This is a genomic window from Nocardiopsis moroccensis, from assembly GCF_055763695.1.
In genome coordinates this window covers 2,548,633-2,565,887 of the sequence record NZ_CP199747.1, presented here as the reverse complement: position 1 = coordinate 2,565,887, position 17,255 = coordinate 2,548,633, and the positions used below count along the sequence as shown (strand labels likewise).

The window sequence follows — 17,255 nt, the reverse complement described above, 5'->3', positions numbered from 1 at the left end:
CGGACCGTTCCAGCCGTTGCCCCCGGCCATGAGGAGTCCGTCGCGGTGATCCACGCCCCCGAGAACCGACCGACCGAACCCCCGGAGAACGGCCCCCGCGCCCCCGTGGGCCCGCCGGACAGCGGGGTGGTCGTCGGGGTGGACCTGCGGGGGATCCAGGCCTACGTGTACAGCGGCCGTCGCATCCTGGACGCCGTCGGCCGGGCCGCCCTGGTCGCCGAACTCACCGACACCGCCGACCCCGTCCACGGGGTGGCCGACCTGGTGCCCGAGGACTGCCTGGTCCTGCGGGACGCGGGCGGCGCCCTGACCGTCGTCCTGCCCGACCTCGCGGCGGCCCGGTACTTCACCGCCCGATACACACGGCGGCTGCGGGAGCGAGCCGGGGAACTCACCCCGGTGGTCGCGTTCGTCCCCTACGGGCCGCGGGCCCTCCCGGTCCCGGGCGAGTCCGTGCTCCCCGACGTGGACACGGCCCTGACCGAACTGCCGGTCCGTCTGCGCCGGGCCCGCCGCCACATGTCCGCGCTGCACACCCCCGCGCACGGCTACGGGATCACGGCGGTGTGCTCGGTCAGCGGAGCCCCGGCCGAATCGGTGGACAGCAGCAGGTCCCTGGACAGCCGGGCCGGAGTGTACGAACGGGTGGCCGCCGACGTCGCCCGGGCCCGGGGGATCGGCCGCCGCTGGCACCGCGCGCACGGCGACGCCTGGCTGGCGGGTGCCGACACAGCCGCCGGAACACCCGAACTGGCGCTGCCGATGGAGGTGGACCGGCTCGGCCGCGACCGCGGTGACGTGAGCCGGCTCGCGGTGGTGCACCTGGACGTCAACGGTCTGGGGGCGATCCTCGGCGGGTACCGGGAACGGGCGGGAGACCCCCGTGCCCCCGGTTCCGGCGCCCTGGCCCAGCGGACGCTGTCCACCAGGATCGCCGGGCTCACGGAGGGGCTGGCCCGGGTCCTGGTGCGCGCGGTGGCCGCCACGGTCCGGACCGGCCCCGGACGGCGGCCGGTCATCCCCGCCGCCGGCGGGGGCGGTCCGATCACCCTGGACCACGAACCGCCAGGCCCGGCCCGGCTACCGGTGCGGCCGATCGTGGTCGCCGGGGACGACCTCACCGTGCTGTGCGACGCGAGGCTGGCCCTGAGCATGGTGCGGTACGCCCTGGACTGGCTGGACGCCGACCCGGAACTGGTCGGTGACCCCGAGGATCCGCGGGTGGCCCTGCACCGCGCCCTCGCCGCGGCGTACGACGCGGACCGGTCCGACGGGCCGTCCGTGCCGGGTACGCCGGCGGGCGGCCTCCCGGACGGACGCGCCGTGGTGGCCGCGGACGGGCGGCGGCACACCACGTTCGTCCCCACGGTCGGGGTGGGGGTCGCGGTGCAGCCGGTGGGGGCCCCGCTCTCGCTCGGGTACGACCTCTGCGAGGCCCTGTGCCGGCTGGCCAAGGACCGACGGGCTGCGGCCGCCGACTCCGACCCGTCCGCCGCGGGGGAGCACACGGTGGCCTGGACGACCCGTCTGGACGGAGTCGACCGGGTCCTGGACCGGATGGAACACGCCCGCCTGGCGGAGCGTCCGCGCACGGCACTGCCGATGACCGGGACAGCCTTCGTCCGGTTCCTCGACCGCTACCTGTCCCCGGGCGGCCCGGTCGCGGACGACGACAGCCGCCACCGGGGCTGGCTGGTCTCCGCCCTGGTCCCGCTGCTGGAGTCCGGGGCCGATCCCGGTCCCGAACTGGCCCGTCGGGCACGCGTCACCGGACGTACTGCGGCCCTGCCCGCGGGGTGGACCCCCGGCGAACTGCTGGACGCGGTCGGGGTGATGGACCTGTACACGGACCCGGGGCTGGCCGAGGCGCTCGACCCCCGGCGCCCCGTCGGGGCCGGCGGTTCAGCTCCGGGCGGGGGCGGGGATCGGTGAACGCCCAGGACTCGGGGGATCTCCCGGACCGGATCGTGGTGCGCCTGGCCTCTCCCGCGCTGTTCGTCGGGGCCAGCGCGGACGGCACGGGTGCCGACACCGACGTGGTCACCGACGCCCACGGGCTGCCCCACCTGCCCCGGCACCGGCTCGCGGCCCGGTTGCGCGCGGGTGCGGTCAGCGCCGCGGCGGTCGCCCCCGACCTGGCCGGTGCGGTGGAGAGCCTGTTCGGCCGCGGGCGCTCGCACGGCCCCGACCGGATCCTGCGGCTGGGGCACGCGGTCTCCGGCGACGGGGTGCGCGCCGCCGTGGCCCGGGCGCTGGCGGGGCGCGCCGAACCCGCGCGCTCCACGCTGCGCCGGGCCGTCACCGACGCCCACACCACCCTGGAGTCGGGGGTCGAGATCGGCCCGTACGGGGCGCCCGAACCCGGACGGTTGCGCACCAACCGGGTACTCCTGCCCGGGCTGACCCTGACCGCGGCCCTGACCTGGGCGGCCCCTCCGGGGGAGGAGCACTGGCGGTGCCTGGCGCGAGCCTGCCTGGCCACCGACCAGATCGGGCTCAGGGCCACCCGCGGGCGCGGCCGGGTGGACGTGCGCCTGGCCCGGAGCGAGGGCCCCGACCCCCACGCCACCACGCTGTCCCTGGCAGCGCCCCCGGCACGGCCGCCGGGCCCCGCCCGGTGGGAGGGGGCGCGGACATGAGTTCCGCCCCGGCCGTGAGCGCCTACCTGCCGCTGCGGTACGTGCTCACCGACTCCCTGGCCGTGCGTACCGCCTTCGACCCCCTGCGGGTGGACTCCGAAACCGTGCTGGGCGGGCGCGCGCAGCGCGGCATGCTCGCCGCGGCGCTGCGCCGGGCCGGCCTGGAGGACGAACTGACGGAGTGGGTGGCGCGCGGTGAACGGGTCCGGTTCGCCCCGGCCCACCCCCGGCTGGAACAGCACGCCCGGTCAGGGGCGCCGGTGACCGCCCATCCGCCGCCCGCCCACCTGTACGTCCCGGGAAAGGACGGCGACACCCTCGTCGACGTCTTCGCCGAAGGCGCCGACCAGCCGGGCGTCCCCCTCCGCGCGCTCCGGGACCCGCTCACCCCGGACCGGTCGCTGCGCGCCGCCGTACGCACCACCTCCGAGCGCTACCTGGGTCGTTCGAGGTCCGGGGGAGCGGGGCGGGGCGTGCCGTTCTTCACCACGAGCCTGGACCCCGGGCAGGTCTTCGAAGCCAGATGGCAGCTGCGCGGACCCGACCACGCCTTCCTCCGGGGGCTCGCGGAACGGATCGTGGCGGTCCTGGCCGAGGCCGAGGGCACGCTCACCCTCGGGTCGGGAGGGACCCGTGCGCACGGCGGGGTGGCGGTGGGGCCCGTCGACCCGGACCGGTTGTTGTCCCCGGACCGGGTGGAGAGCCCGGACGCGGACCGGACCCGCGGGGCCGGGGACCCGGTCGACCTGCTCCTGCTCTCCCCGGCGCTGCTGGTGGGCGGGCAGGGGCAGGCCCGCCCGCACGCCCTGGTGCCCGCGGTCCGCGACCTCCTGGCCCGGCTGCTGCCCCGCACACCGGTGGAGGTGGTGGCGGCCCACGTCGAGCCCGTCCTGGTCGGCGCCTACCACCGGGGCTACCGGGGGCCCATGGCCCAGCGCTGGGCGGCGGCCCCCGGTTCGGTGGTGCGGTTGAGGCCGGGCCGGGACCTGACCGCCGCGCACGTTCGCGATCTGGAAGCCCACCCGCTGGGGGAACGCCTCGTGGACGGGTACGGCCAATTCGCCCTGCTCGACCCGCCGCCGGGCGGCCCCGAACCGCTGCCCCCACCGTCCGAGCCCCTCCCCGCCCGGGCAGGGGGCACCGTCACCCTGCCCGACGGCCGGTCCCCGGCCGCCCCCGACCTTCCGGAGCCGGGGCGGGACGGGGAGCTGGACGCCCTGTACGGCGAACTGCTGTGGAACGCCGCCGCGCAGCCCGTCCGCGACCACGCCCGCGCGCTGGCCCACGCCTGCGCGGACACACTCGCCCCGATCACCCCCAGCCTGCTGGGACGGCTGCGGGAGGTGCTGACCCATCCCGGACGCAGCGCCGAGGAGTCGTTGGCCGCACTGGAGCGCACGCTCTCCCGGTCGCCGTCCGGGGGCGGCGTCCGGGGACCGGAGGAGCACGAGGGCCCGGGCGAGCGCGCGGTGCGCGTCCTGGAACGGGCCCGTCTGCTCCGCCCCGGCCCGGCCGAACCCGTCACGGTCCACGCGTGGTTGGGCGGGATCCGTGCGGGCGCACCGGTCTGGTGGCGCGACAACCGGCCCCGGCCCGACCGGGACCCCGCCTACGCCCGCGCCCTGGCCGCCGTCGACCTGGCCTCCCCCGACGGCCTTCCGGCCAGGGACCGGGAGAGCGGTCTCTCGGCCCGCGCCGAACAGTGGGAGGAGCGGGCCTCGGCCCGGCTGAGTCTGCTGCTGGTCTCCTCGTGGCTGGCGGAGGCGGCCCGGGTCCTGCGCACCGAAGGGGACCGGACCGAACAGGCACGGGGGAGCACCGACCGGGACCGGGGGAGCACCGACCGGGACCGGGGGAGCACCGACCGGGACCGGAGCGGGGGTGCGCCGCGGTGACCGCGCCCGAGGACGCACGCGCCCCCCGATCCGCCGGCCTGCTCTGGGAGTTCGCGGTCCGGCTGCTCCTGCTCACCGACACCCACGTCGGCGCGGCCCGGGTCACGCCCCGGCACGCTGCGGAGAGCGACGTCGACCTGCACCTGGACCGCGACCCGCGGTCCGGGGCGCCCCGGCTGCGCGCCACCACCCTCGCGGGGTTGCTCCGACACGAACTCCTCGCGCGTACCGCCGACCCCGACGACGCCGCCGCCCTGCTGGGCTCGGGCGACACGGGCGGGGCCGACGGCGCCCAGGCCTCTTCGCCGCTGCCCAGCGCCCTGGACGTCGACGACGCGTACGCCGTCCTGCCGGACTCCGCGGCGGTGTCGGTGCGGGTGGGCACCCGGGTGGACCCGGCCACCGGCAGTGTGCGCCCCGGCCGGATGTGGCAGTGGGAGGTCCTGCCCGCGGGCACCGTGTTCACCGCGCACCTGCGGCTGCGGGTGGCCGCCCCCGCCGACGAGGCCCGACTCCTCGCCCTGCTGGTCCTGGCCGTCCGCGGCTTGGGGGGCGACGGCCCCGGGATCCGGATCGGCGGGCGTTCGGGGCGGGGCCACGGAGCGGTCCGGGCCGCCCGCTGGGCCGCGCGCCGACACGACCTCACCGACGAACACGGCTGGTTCGCCTATCACGCACGCGACTGGGCAACCCGTTGGGGTGAGGGCGCCGAAGCGCTCACGGAACCGCCGGAGGCGCCCCCGACCGGGGCGGACCCGGTGGAGCCGGACCTGGCCGCCCTCCTCGACGCCCGGCTGCGCGAACACGGGCGGGCCGCGACCGCCGCGCACCTGGCGGCCCGGTCCGCGCACACCGACCGGCGGCGCCGGGCCGAACTGCGGATGGAACTGTACGTGGCCGAACGCCCCGACCCCGTCCCCACGGGGCGTCCGCCCGCCCCCGGGTACCTGCGCCCCGGGCTCCTCATGGTCGGGGACGCGCCCGCGGACAGCCGCCTGGCCGAGGCCGACCGCGGCCACCGGCGGCGGCCGTTCGTCGCCGACCACGGGGGCGAGCGGGCGCTACTCCGCCCCGTCCTCGGCGACACCGCCCTGTTCGCCCTGCTCAAACGGTTGGGCGGCCGACTCGTGCGGGACGCCTGCGAACACCTCGTGGGACAGGGCGGCCGTTGGCGGCAGTGGCACGGGCACTGGTGGGGCGCCGACACCGACCACCGCCCCGGCGCCCCGCCGGCCCCCTCCCGGATCCGGCTGCGCGCCACCCCGCTCCTCGACGGCGGCGCGCCCCTGACCACCACGCGCCTGACCTCGGACGCCCTGTTCGGTGATGCCGTGGACGGCCACCTGTTCACCACCGACCTGCACTGCGGGGGCTCGGCCCGGGTCGTCGTGGACGTCACCGAACCCGACGACGCCGTCCGGGGGATGCTCGCCCTCCTGGTCCGGGAACTGGCCACCGTCCCCCTGGACACGCTCGGCGCGGGGGCCGGAAGCGGCCAGGGCAGACTCGTCGCGACCCGGGCGGTCCTGACCAGCCACGGGGGCGGCCGGGCACCGGCCGAGGAGGTGGACCTGGTGGCGGCGCTGAACGAACCGGACGGCCGCGACGCCCGGACCGCGCGGGGGTGGCTGTCCGCCCTGCACACCCGGATCACCGGCTCCGACACGGAAGGGGAACCGCGTTGAGCGTGCACGCACATGAACCGCCCGCACCGGCGGGGGTGGACGTCGGACCGCTGTCGCCCGAACGGGTCGAGGAGGTCCTCACCGACGTGTTCGTCCGGGGGGAGCGCTGCCGGGCGCTCGACGCCGCGGGACCGCCAGGGCCCCGGGGCGGCCCCCAGTGGCTGCTGGCCGAACTCGGCGACGGCCGGATCACCGGGGCCTGCCCCTCGGGCCGGTGGCGCCGGTCGGACGCACCGCCCACCGCGCACCTGTCCGCGCCCCCGCTCGACCCTCGCACCGACCGGTGGCGGGTCCTGGAGGTCCTGGTGTTCGGCCCGCACGCGCAGATCCGCCTGGGCGAGGGGGCGGACGCGGGGTGGGTCGCCGCCGACGCCCCGGGCGACCTCCCGGAGTGGCTGCGCCCCCGGGACAGGTCCTTCCTGCTCCAGGGCTGGGTCGGGGACGCCGACAGCCGCACCCTGGAAGGAGAGGTGCCCCTGTCGGTGACCCGGGAGCCCTCCGGGGCCGAGGCGGTCCTCCCGGTGGCCTGGACCGGTTTCTCCGGCCGCCTGCGGATGCTCCCGGAACAGGGGCGCGGAGCCCTGGAGAGTACCGGGACCTGGCTGACGGTCCGGGAGTACTGGGCCTGCGATCCCGTCACGGGCGCGGTCGGGGTGGCCTTCCACCGGCTCACCGGGGTGTGTGCCGGGACCAAGCCCACCGGCCCGGAGTTCGAGGTGGGCACCGGAGACGAGACGGGTACCGGTGGCCCGGCGGGCGTTCGGGGCCGGGCGGGGGAGCGCTGATGGTGGACCCCCGGCACGTCGCCGCCCGGCTGAACCCCGACGCACCGGAGCCCGAGGGACAGCCGCGCCACCACCGGGCCACGGCCCCCTACGGCCTGGTCCGGCTGGCCGAGACACCCGTGCCCGCCGCCGCACTGCACCCCGACCACGACACCCGGGCGGTGCTCCGCTCCCACGAGCGCACCGTCCCGGGGACGCACTCGGGCTGGATCGACCTGACCCTGACCACCCTGACCCCCACCTTCGTCGGCCGGACCCCGGGCAGGGGCGGTGTCCACGCCTCCATCCGCTTCCCGGACGGGGACCGGTCCCTGCCCGTGGTGCCCGGCTCCACCTTGCGCGGGCTGGTCCGCAACACCCTGCGCATGCTCACCGGCGGCGAGAGCGGTCCGGTCAACACCCCCATGCTGTTCTTCCGGGCACCGGTGCGCGTCGACCCGGACAGCGCCGACAGCTCCCCCTCCCCCCGGGCCCGCCACGTCGCGGCCAGGCAGCACGACCACTACCGCAGACGCCGGGCCGGGCTGCGCACCAGGCAGGGGTTCCTGTACCACTCCCCGGGTGAGGCGGCGTGGTACGCCGTCGAGGTGCCCGCCACCACGCTGGAACCCGAACCGGGCCGGGCGCTCAAGGTGTCCTTCGCAGTGCTCCGGGAGAGCCTGCGCACCTGGGACTTCGGGGTCGGCGACTTCCCCGACCCGCCCCGCGGCAGCACCTACGTCCCCACCGCGCACGAACAGCACGGCCGCCTCCAGCACCGCTGGGTGTACGCGGTCCACCTGCCGGGGCGGCGCGTGGTCGCCGCGGTCGCTCCCACCGAACCGCAGGCCCGCGCCCACCTGGCCGAACGCGCCGGGAACGGGGCGCGGCACGAACACACGGGTCCCGGGCACGGGAGCTCCGGGCGCACGGGTCCCGGACACGGCGGGGTGGTCCCGGCCCTGCTCGTGCTGACCGGGGCCGCCGCCGAGGAACGGCGCAACGCCTACCTCTTCCCCGCGCCACCGGACCTGCGGACCGGCCGGCGCCCGGTGCCCGACGCCATGGTGGAGCTGTTCGAATCGGCGGAGCAGGTCACCGACTACCAGCGGGCCGCCTTCCCCCCGACCCTGGGCACCGGCGACGGGGACCCGGCCCGGCCCCCCGTCGCCGGGACCGGGGGTGGCGGGCTGCCCCGACGGGGCCTGGAACCGGTCTGGTTCGACGTGGACCCCTCCGGCCGCGTGGTCTCCTTCGGCCGTTCCGGCGGCTACCGGATCACGGTCAGCGACGACAACCCGATCCGCCGCGCCGTCCCCGAGCGGGTCCTGGGGCCCCAGCACGGCGACCCCGACCGCGCCGACCGAGCCGGGCGGACCATCGACGTGTGCCGGGCGGTGTTCGGCGACACCGACGTCTTCGCGGGGGAGGCCGGAGCGCTCCGGGGCCGGGTCTCCTTCGGCAACGCCCTGAGTACGGACCCCGAGCCCGACTACCCCGACGGCGCCGCGCTGCGGGTGCAACTGCTCTCCCCGCAGCGCGGCTGCTTCGCCAACTACCTCGCCCAGGGCCCCGACGCGGCGGCGGGCGAGCGGCCCGACATCGTCACCTGGTCGCACGAGGGGCGGATCCGCCTGGGCGGGTACAAGGCCTACCTGCACCGGCACGACCCCCGCCTGGGCACGCCGGTCCGCTACGACGAGCGGGCCCGGAGCGAACTCGGGATCACGGTGGTCCCCCGAGGAGCCGAGGCCGTGCCGCCCCGGGACACCCAGCGCGACATCGTCCCGCTCCGCGACGGCCTCACCCTGCGCTCCCGCATCACCTTCACCAACCTCACCGACGCCGAACTCGGCGCCCTGATGCGGGCCCTGCTCCTGGCCAACCCCGCCGACGGGGGAGACCCCGCGGACCCCGGGCACGCCCACAAGATCGGTATGGGCAAGGCCCTGGGCATGGGCAGCGTGCACCTGCGCCCCGAACTCCACCTGGTCGACCGCCGCGCTCGCGCCGCCGACCTCTCCCTGAGCCCCGTCGCGGGGGTCACCCGTGCAACCGGGGAACGGGTGGAGGCCTTCCTGGGTGCCTTCTCCGCGGCCCTGGCGGGGTACCGGGGAACGGAGGACTGGAGAGAGGTGGACCAGGTGGTGGACGTACTCCTGGCCAGCCGCTGGCGGGGCCGTCTGCCGTGCTCGGAGACGGCGGTGATGTCGCTGCGCCGGTTCGCCGAGTACCCTGTCCTGCCCCCGCTCACCGAACGGTTCGGGGGAGCAGCCGCAGGATGAGCAGGCCGACGGCGAACGACACCGCGCTCCCGACGGCCACGGCGGCGTGCAGCCCGCGCAGGAACGCCTCCCGCGCGGAGTCGGCCACCGCCGCGGACAGCCCCGGGGTCGCCAGGGCCTCGTTCAGGGTTCCCGCGACCTCGGGCCCCGTCAGCCGGAAGACCAGGGCCGCGAGCGACCCGAGCAGGGAGATGCCCAGCGCGTTGCCGATCTCGTTTGGTGAATCCGGGCGGCTCACGGCCGAGGGGACTGGCCTCCGCTCAGCCGTGCCCGCTGATGGCCTCTGCGAGGGCCTCCAGCAGGTCGGCCCGGCGGTCGGGCTCGTCCTGGGCTCCCCGCCACAGCTCCGGGGGTTCGGGGCCCTTCTCCAGGAGGCGGCACAGCAGGGTGTCGAGCGAACCCCGGGGGTCGGCGTCGAAGTCCGCCCGGTGGGCCTGGGCCTGCGCGGTCAGTTCCCGGGCGAGCCGGATCAGCCACGTCCGCTCGCTTTCGCCCAGGACCTCGTGCCGGCGGCCGTTCGGCTCCGGGGTGTCGGGGGCGTCCCCGTACCGTGCGGGCGGGTCGGGGACGGGGGCGTAGGGGGCGCTGCGGGACCGCCCCCTGGCCCGTTGGACCAGTGCGAAGTGGCCGGGCATGTCCACGGCCATCCGGCCCAGCACCCCGGTGAGCCTGCGCGCCACCTCCTCACCGCTCATGGCCGGCAGCAACCGGCGCAGGAGCAGTCGTCGGCGTTGGTCGGGGGTGCGGCCGGGGTCGGCGTCACGGCCGGCGGCGAGTTCGGCGAGCTTGCGCAGCAGGTAGTCGCCGGTGGCGGTGGAGACCATCGGAGGTTCCCGGACCGCGGTGAGCGGGCGCCCGTGCAGGTCCGCGACGGGGACCGCGTTGCCGTCCTCGGTGAACGACACCGACTCGCCGGGGTGGACGTCCTCGGGCAGGTCGGCGGCGGGGTTCCCCCACCCGGCGGTGAGTACCAGCATGGCCAGGGCCTCCTGCTCGACCACGTCGGTGGCGATCCGGGCGACGTCGCGGCGCTGGGCCCAGCGCCGGGGGCGCTCGGAGAAGGCGCAGCGGATCCTGCCGTCGGGGGCGGGCTGCGGGTAGACGCGCCGCAGGTTCTTGTAGGACCGGTCGCGGCGGACGTCGTCCAAGGCGTCACGGAGCCGGTGCGCGGCGGTGCGGTCCACACCGTCGGTGCCCCCGGCGCCGGGCTCGGCCCGGGCCATGCGCACGGCCACGACGCCGCGCGGGTCGCCGCCGTGTCCGGTGCACGCGCAGTGCTCGAAGCACAGGTCGACGTAGTCGCAGAACTGCTCGGAGTGGCTGGCGCAGCCCTGCGCGGTTCCGTCCGCCGAGCACGGCCCGCAGCCCAGGACACGTGTGAACACGCGTAGGAAGGCGGCCGAACCGAACAGCTCCCCGGCGGAGCAGTGGTGCTTGCTCACGAACTCTTCTCCCCGGATGTTCCGGGGCTGGGACGCTTCCCCAGCCCTTCCGGGGAAACGCGCGAACGAGGCGTGAGCCTTTGGTGACACTCCTGCGTCAACGGGAGGTCGTACAACAAAATAGGACCGCTGTGGCTGGAATGTCAATAGCCGACCTTGGTGCCGAAAACGACCAAAAGTGAACATTTTCGATTAATCGGTCATTGTTCGCACGGGGCTCAGGGTGGACAGCGGGCCATCCCCGGTGGCGCCCCGGGCCCCGGTCGCAGGTGAGACGGAGTGCGTCACCGAACGTCAGCGGAACGTGGCCGGATCAGGCCATGCCTGCTCCCCTTCCCCTGGGGGTCGAGATGCGTTAGAGGCGCCGTTCTGGGAGCGGTCCCAGGCTTCGCGGTGCCCGATTTCCGGCGAGGTATGCGCGCGCTCCACCTGGCATTTTGGGGATTTCGTCGAATATGAAAGGAATCCTTGTGAATTCGGAGAGTATTCGACCCGTTGTCGGTATCCTCCGCTTCCCTTACGTTGGCCCGGTGTTCACCACCCCATGGACACATGGCCGTCCGCAGAGCCATTCACCTCACGGACTGTCTATCCCCCCGGGCTCAGGAGCGCGCTCCTGCCCAGAAAACGAAAGGGCAGCACCTTGCATCGACCCCCCATCGGGCGTGCCGTCGCAACCACCACCCTCGCGTTCGGACTGGCACTGGCAGCCACCGGAGTGGCCGCCGCCGACCCCGAGGTGTCCGAGATCCCCGCCGCGCAGGTCGCCGCCATGCAGGAGGCGTTCGGCCTCAGCGGCTCGGGCGTCGCCGACCTCCTCGACGCCCAGGACCAGGCCGCCGACCTGGAGGCCGAGCTGCGGGAGCAACTCGGCACCGACTTCGGTGGAGCGGTCTTCGACGTCGAGACCCACCAGCTCACCGTCCAGACAACCGACAGGTCGTCCTACGGCCAGATCCGCAGCGCGGGAGCCGTTCCCGAGTTGGTCACCCACGGCGAGGAGGGGCTCGGCGACGCCGTGTCGGCCCTGGACGCCGTCGAGGACAGCGCGGCGGTGAGCGTCCACGGCTGGTACGCCGACCCTGACCGCGACCGGGTCGTCATCGAGGTGGACGAGGGCCGGTCCGCCGACGCCGAGGCGCTGGCCGCCGAGGCCGGCGTCGACGCCTTCACCGTTCAGGAGAGCGCCGAGCGGCCCCGGATCTACGCCGACATCGTCGGCGGCAACCCGTACTACTTCCAGGACGGTGGCAGCTGGTACGTGTGCTCCGTCGGCTTCGGTGTGGAGGGCGGCTACGTCACGGCCGGCCACTGCGGCGACGAGGGCTCCGACACCTGGAACGACGCGCCGGGCACCGAACAGATCGGCACGGTCGCCGGATCCGTCTTCCCCCGCAGCGACATGGCGTGGGTCGAGATCACCGACCCCGGCTTCACCGCCACCCCGCTGGTCAACGACTACGACGGCGGCACCGTGACGGTCACCGGCTCCGAGGAGGTCCCCGTGGGCGCCTCGGTGTGCCGCTCGGGCCGGACCACGGGTTGGCACTGCGGCGTCATCGAGGCCAAGGACCAGACCGTGCGCTATCCGCGCGGCCAGCACGTCCACGGTCTGACCCGCACGACCGCCTGCGCCGAGGGCGGTGACTCCGGCGGCTCCTGGCTGGCCGGCACCGAGGCCCAGGGTGTGACCTCCGGTGGTTCCGGCGACTGCACGAGCGGTGGCACGACGTACTTCCAGCCCGTCAACCCGATCCTGGAGCAGTGGAACCTGACCCTGCTCACCGGCTGACCGGGAACCGGGTCCCCGTACCCCGCCCCGGGACGGCAGGCGCCGTCCCGGGGCGGTTCCGTGTCCGCAGGCGCGACCGGGCCGGGCTTCCTCCCTGCGGTGCCGCTGCCCGCCGCGGCTTCGGGGCCGGGCCGAAAGGTGTCCGAGAGAGTGCGGTGAGGGCCTCGGAGCGGGGTGCGTCGCGGCTGTTCGGGCGAAGCGGGCGGCCGGCATGGAGCGAGAGGGAGCGGGAGGTCGCCGGATGCCCGTGGTCAATCTGACCCCGCACGTGGTGACGGTCGTCGACGAGCAGGCGCGCGTGATCCGAAGTTGGCCCGAGTCGCCCGAACCCGCCAGGGTCGAGGCCGTCCGGATCCCCTTGCGGGAGGTGGAGGGCGTGCCGCTCATGGCGGAGGAGCGCACCCGCGCGGCCCTGCCCGAACCCGTGGAGGGGGTGTGGTTCATCGTCTCCTCCGTCGTGAGCTCGGCCCATCCGGAGCGGAACGACCTGCTGGTCCCCTCAGACCTGGTCCGCGACGACCGGGGGGTGGTCACCGGTTGCCGTTCCTTCGTGCTCACCTCCGCCCCGGTCCGCGACCGTGAAGGGAAGAAAGTGCTCCATTGATCCTTACTGCCCTTTTCGGGCGCGGGTGAGTACTGTGGTTCCGTTCCTGTCGTCTGGAGGCGGCCGAAGGCGGTGCCTCCGGGAGGGGAAACCATGGACGCACCCCGTACCGCCGTCGTCCTCGTGGGGCAGAACCCGACCCCCGCCCTGCTCTCCGGCCTGAGCCTGCCCGCCGACCAGCTCGTCCTGGTCGCCGGCGACGGAACCCTGACCGTCGCCCGACGGGTCGCGGAGGCCTTCGGACGCATCGCCCCGCGCCGTTCGGTACGCGTGCTCAGCGTGGGGCCGGACCCCCACGACCCCGATCGGGTCACCGACCTGCTGGAGACCGTCCGGCACGCACTCGACGGGCGCCCCTGGTACCTCGACTACACCGGCGGCACCAAGGTCATGAGCGTGGTCGCCGCCCTGCACCACGAACGCGCGCTGCCGCCCCGGGCCCGCGCCTGGCGCTACTACCTGGACTCCCACAGCGACCTGCTCCGCACCGCCGACACCGCGCGCCACGACCGTGCGGTGACCGGCCGCGGAATCGACCTGCGTACCCTGGCCGGGATCCACGGCGCCCACTGGCTGGCGGACCGCGACCCCGAACCCGTGCGCCGGTTCGTGCGGGGCGGGGAGAGCGCCCTGGCCGAAGCCTTCCCGCACCTGCCCGAGGGCGAGCGCAACGGGATCGCGGCCGAGGGTCGACTGCTCCGCCACCTGCGCCGCCTGCTGCGCGGACGGCCCGACACCGAGGTCCTCGGCGCCCGGCAGGTCGCCGACCCCTTCCGCCCCGGCGGTTCCGTCGCCGACTTCGACGTCCTGGTCCGCCACCGCCACCGGGTGCTGTGCGTGGAGGCCAAGACCCGGGCCGAGGACGTGGTCGCCCGGGCGGGCTGGACCGTCGCCAAGGCGCGCAGGGTCTTCGGCGGCGCCGCCCACGTCCTCTTCGTCCACTCGGGGCCGCCCGTGGCCGACCTGCGCGCCCAGGTCACCGAGTACAACCCGGCCCTGTCCGCGCGCCAGGTCCACGTGTGGCACCTGGACACCCTGCTGGAACGCCTCACCTCCTTCACGGCGCTGCGCGACGCCTTCTTTCCGAGCCTGGCCGGGGCGCCGCCGAGCAGACCCGACCCGGGGACGGCAACCCCGTCTCCCTCGGGGACTGCCGCCCCGGCTCCCGGCCCGCCCCCACCGCCCTCCCGCCATCCCGGGCCCCGGGACGCCCCGCTCCTGGTCACCCCGTTGGGCGGAAGCCGGCTGGGCACCCTGGCCGCCGTGCACGCCCACCGTCCGGCCCGGGCCCTGGTCCTGTCCTCCAAACAGAGCCTGCGGGGCGGGGTCCGGGAGGCGGCGGCGGGCACGCTGCGCTTCGCCGAGCGCCCGGACGCGCCCCCGGCCGACGCCGCCGCCCTGCGCGCCGAGGGCTACCGGGACCGGGTGCGGCTGTCGGGCGACCCGGTGGACGGTTACGACACCGAGGCGATCGACATGGTCGTGCGTGGATGGATCGAACGCGAACGGCAGGAGGGCCGCCCTGTGGTCGTGGACATCACCACCGGGACCAAGGCCATGAGCCTGGGGCTGGCCAGGGCCGCCCGGTTCCACGGGGCCTGCGCCACCTACCAGTTGGCCCGGGAACGGGCCCTGGTCTGCCTGACCCACGGCCGCAGATCGCTGGAGGGGCGGGCCGGGATCGACTGGTCACTGGTGTTGTCCGGTTACCGGCCCCTGACCGCGCCCCTGGGCGCTCTGGTCACCGGCCCGGCCCGGGACCAGGTGGACGTGGCGCTCCTGGAGTCGGCGGGGGCGGCCCTCGGCGCGGCCGCGTCGGGGGAGTGCCAGGTGTGGTGGGACGTCAGCCTGGCGGACCCGGAGGGGTTCCTGACCGCGCAGGAACGGCCCGGCCTGGTGCTGACCTTCGGGGACCGGGCCGTGGGGCTGGCCGCACCGGCGCGCCTGCGGCGGCGCACCGCCGGCGGTCCGCTGCGCGGGGTGAGCCCGGGGGCCTGGGCGCAGAGCGTGTTCGCGGCGACCCTGCACCTGAACGTGCGCTGCGACGTGGCCGGGACGGTCCTGGCCCTGACCCGCCCGGGCCGCGACGTGGCCCGGGCGGGCGAGCTGGTGGCCTGGATCTCCCAGGCCGACCCCGGTGAGGAGGGCGGAGGCGACCGGTCGGCCCCGGCGATCCGCTTCGGGGACCCGCTGCGCCCGCTGGTCGTCGAGGTGGACCCGCAGGCCCCGCCGGGCCTGCTCACGACCGACGTGAGCGGGCTCTGACCCGCCGTGTCCCCACCCTGAACTACTTATGGGCTATTTGTCCTATTTGTTACTGGTGGGTCGCAAACCGTTCGAGGCGCGCAACCGTCCATCCACAGACACATCCCCCTCCCAGAACGGAGCCGCCCACGTGCGGTACGGATCCACACCGGCCCTGACCGCCGGTGCGCTCGCCATGGCCCTGACCACCGGCTGTTCCCTGCTCCCGGACCCGGCACAGGAGACCGAGGAGGCGGCCCCGGCAGCGGAGGTCGACACCGCCGCCCTCCTCGCCGAGCGTTTTCACGACCAGGAGGTCACCTGGACCGCCTGCCACAACACCATCGAGATCGAGGAGGCCGAGGAGTGGGGTGGAGACGGGGAGTGGCTGGAGGGCCTGGAGTGCGGTTCGCTCATGGTCCCGTTCGACCACTCCGACCCCGAGGGCGACTGGGTCCGCCTCCACCTCTACCGACAGCCCGCCACCGGCACTGACGAGGAGCGGATCGGATCGCTGCTCCTCAACCCCGGCGGGCCCGGGGTGACGGGTTACGACATGCTCGCCTACGAGAGCTTCAGCGAGCCGATCCGGGAGGCGTACGACCTGGTCTCCTTCGATCCGCGCGGAATCGGCTCCAGTGAACCGGTGGCCTGCGGTGACCTCGATGACGAGGGGGACAGCGGCCCCTGGGGGCCGCTGGAGCGCTGGGACGCCGACCCGGCCGACCTCTCCGAGGACGAGGTCACCGCTCTGGTGGACGCTGCCCGGGAGTACGCCCGGGAGTGCGAGAAGGAGGGCGGCGACCTCCTGCCCACCATGGGCACGGTCAACGTCGTCCGCGACCTGGACATCATCCGCGAGGTCCTGGGAGACCAGGAGCTGAACTACGTGGGCTACTCCTACGGCACTCACATCGGGGCCCTGTACGCCGAGACGTTCCCCGAGAGCACCCGGGCGATGGTGCTGGACGGCGCCGTTCCCAACGACCGCACCGGCGAGGAGATGCTGCTGGAGCAGACCGAGAGTTTCCAGGCGACCTGGGAGGGCTTCGTCCAGGAGTGCGTCGACACCATGCCCTACTGCGCCTTCGACGGCGTCGAGGGCGCCGACGAGACGATGGGGCAGATCCTGGAGGGGCTGGACGAGGACCCCTTCCGGTTCGACGAACCCCTCTGGTCGGAGGAGGAGATCGTCATCGACGGGAACACCCTCCTGGACATGACCGCCAGCGTCCTCTACTCCGAAATGTTGTGGCCGGCCCTCAGTGACGGGCTGTACGCCCTCCAGGTCGGTGACGCGGAGACGGTCGACCTCGCCCTGCTCTTTCTGTACGAGGCCGTCTACGGGCACCCGGACGCCGCGTACGAGGACGAGGACACCGAGATCAACGGCCTCACCGCCCGTTACGCCGTCGAGTGCGCGGACTGGTCATACGGCACCGACCCCGACGGGTTCCTGGACCTGGCGGTCCGGTCCCACGAGGCCTCCCCGCTGTTCAGCGGTGTCTCCGCCTGGCTGGCGGCGGCCTGCGCGCACTGGGTCGAGGCCGAGGCGTCGCCGAACGGGTTCACCGCCCCGGACGCCCCGCCGATCGTGGTGGTCGGCACGGTCGGTGACCCCGCCACCCCCTACTCCTGGTCCCAGGACCTGGCCGAGCAGCTGGAGAGCGCCACTCTGGTCACCTACGAGGGCTCGGGCCACGGGGTCTACGGCTTCGGCTACAGCGACTGCGTGGACGACGTGGTCGACACCTACCTCCTGGAGGGCGTGGTGCCCGGTAGCGGGCACTTCTGCGCCCCCGAGGAGTACTGACCGCCCCGGTCCCGTCCGCCCGCCTGGCCGGCCGACCGGACGGGACCGGCAACTCCGAGCTCCGGGCCGGAACCCATCGGTAAAAGGCACCG

The 17,255-nt window shown here is 75.1% G+C and carries 12 protein-coding genes; 10 read left to right on the top strand and 2 right to left on the bottom strand.

Going from position 1 to position 17,255, the window contains the following annotated elements; genetic code table 11:
* Positions 1–45: 45 nt before the first annotated feature.
* From ACUKCB_RS11380 to ACUKCB_RS11355, 6 genes are read left to right on the top strand one after another with little or no spacing between them, the layout of a single operon-like run.
* Positions 46–1,932: a hypothetical protein gene (locus ACUKCB_RS11380; RefSeq protein ID WP_473040481.1), complete on the top strand. Its 1,887-nt coding sequence runs from the start codon at positions 46–48 to the stop codon at positions 1,930–1,932.
* Positions 1,929–2,639, top strand: a complete 711-nt coding sequence (locus ACUKCB_RS11375) for a hypothetical protein (RefSeq protein ID WP_473040480.1) — start codon at positions 1,929–1,931, stop codon at positions 2,637–2,639. The genes ACUKCB_RS11380 and ACUKCB_RS11375 overlap by 4 nt, the downstream gene beginning before the upstream one ends.
* On the top strand, positions 2,636–4,534 hold the full coding sequence (locus ACUKCB_RS11370) for a hypothetical protein (RefSeq protein ID WP_473040479.1): 1,899 nt from the start codon (positions 2,636–2,638) through the stop codon (positions 4,532–4,534). The genes ACUKCB_RS11375 and ACUKCB_RS11370 overlap by 4 nt, the downstream gene beginning before the upstream one ends.
* Positions 4,531–6,219 carry an RAMP superfamily CRISPR-associated protein gene (locus tag ACUKCB_RS11365; protein ID WP_473040478.1) on the top strand — a complete coding sequence of 563 codons (1,689 nt, stop codon included), beginning with the start codon at positions 4,531–4,533 and terminating at the stop codon, positions 6,217–6,219. The genes ACUKCB_RS11370 and ACUKCB_RS11365 overlap by 4 nt, the downstream gene beginning before the upstream one ends.
* Positions 6,216–7,004, top strand: a complete 789-nt coding sequence (locus ACUKCB_RS11360; protein ID WP_473040477.1) for a hypothetical protein — start codon at positions 6,216–6,218, stop codon at positions 7,002–7,004. Before ACUKCB_RS11365 ends, ACUKCB_RS11360 begins: the two co-directional genes overlap by 4 nt.
* Positions 7,004–9,268 (top strand): TIGR03986 family type III CRISPR-associated RAMP protein, encoded by a 2,265-nt coding sequence (locus tag ACUKCB_RS11355; RefSeq protein ID WP_473040476.1) that lies wholly within the window; start codon positions 7,004–7,006, stop codon positions 9,266–9,268. The genes ACUKCB_RS11360 and ACUKCB_RS11355 overlap by 1 nt, the downstream gene beginning before the upstream one ends.
* Here ACUKCB_RS11355 and ACUKCB_RS11350 read toward each other — a convergent pair.
* Positions 9,234–9,506 carry a hypothetical protein gene (locus ACUKCB_RS11350; RefSeq protein ID WP_473040475.1) on the bottom strand — a complete coding sequence of 91 codons (273 nt, stop codon included), beginning with the start codon at positions 9,504–9,506 and terminating at the stop codon, positions 9,234–9,236. The genes ACUKCB_RS11355 and ACUKCB_RS11350 overlap by 35 nt on opposite strands.
* Before the next feature lie 22 nt (positions 9,507–9,528).
* Positions 9,529–10,710 carry a hypothetical protein gene (locus ACUKCB_RS11345; RefSeq protein ID WP_473040474.1) on the bottom strand — a complete coding sequence of 394 codons (1,182 nt, stop codon included), beginning with the start codon at positions 10,708–10,710 and terminating at the stop codon, positions 9,529–9,531.
* A gap of 643 nt (positions 10,711–11,353) precedes the next feature.
* Here ACUKCB_RS11345 and ACUKCB_RS11340 point away from each other — a divergent pair.
* From ACUKCB_RS11340 to ACUKCB_RS11325, 4 genes are all read left to right on the top strand, one after another.
* Complete coding sequence (locus ACUKCB_RS11340) at positions 11,354–12,502, top strand: S1 family peptidase (RefSeq protein WP_473040473.1); 1,149 nt, start codon at positions 11,354–11,356, stop codon at positions 12,500–12,502.
* Positions 12,503–12,743: 241 nt separating this feature from the next.
* A complete protein-coding gene (locus ACUKCB_RS11335) occupies positions 12,744–13,106 on the top strand; it encodes a hypothetical protein (RefSeq protein ID WP_473040472.1) in 363 nt (120 codons plus the stop codon).
* Positions 13,107–13,199: 93 nt separating this feature from the next.
* Complete coding sequence (locus tag ACUKCB_RS11330) at positions 13,200–15,371, top strand: CRISPR-associated protein (protein WP_473040471.1); 2,172 nt, start codon at positions 13,200–13,202, stop codon at positions 15,369–15,371.
* 130 nt (positions 15,372–15,501) lie between these two features.
* Positions 15,502–17,163 (top strand): alpha/beta hydrolase, encoded by a 1,662-nt coding sequence (locus ACUKCB_RS11325; protein WP_473040470.1) that lies wholly within the window; start codon positions 15,502–15,504, stop codon positions 17,161–17,163.
* Positions 17,164–17,255 lie beyond the last annotated feature (92 nt).

Coding starts and splice junctions, on each gene's coding strand:
- ACUKCB_RS11355 (WP_473040476.1), top strand. CDS start 7,004: ATGGTGGACCCCCGGCACGTCGCCGCCCGGCTGAACCCCGACGCACCG.
- ACUKCB_RS11335 (WP_473040472.1), top strand. CDS start 12,744: ATGCCCGTGGTCAATCTGACCCCGCACGTGGTGACGGTCGTCGACGAG.
- ACUKCB_RS11370 (WP_473040479.1), top strand. CDS start 2,636: ATGAGTTCCGCCCCGGCCGTGAGCGCCTACCTGCCGCTGCGGTACGTG.
- ACUKCB_RS11330 (WP_473040471.1), top strand. CDS start 13,200: ATGGACGCACCCCGTACCGCCGTCGTCCTCGTGGGGCAGAACCCGACC.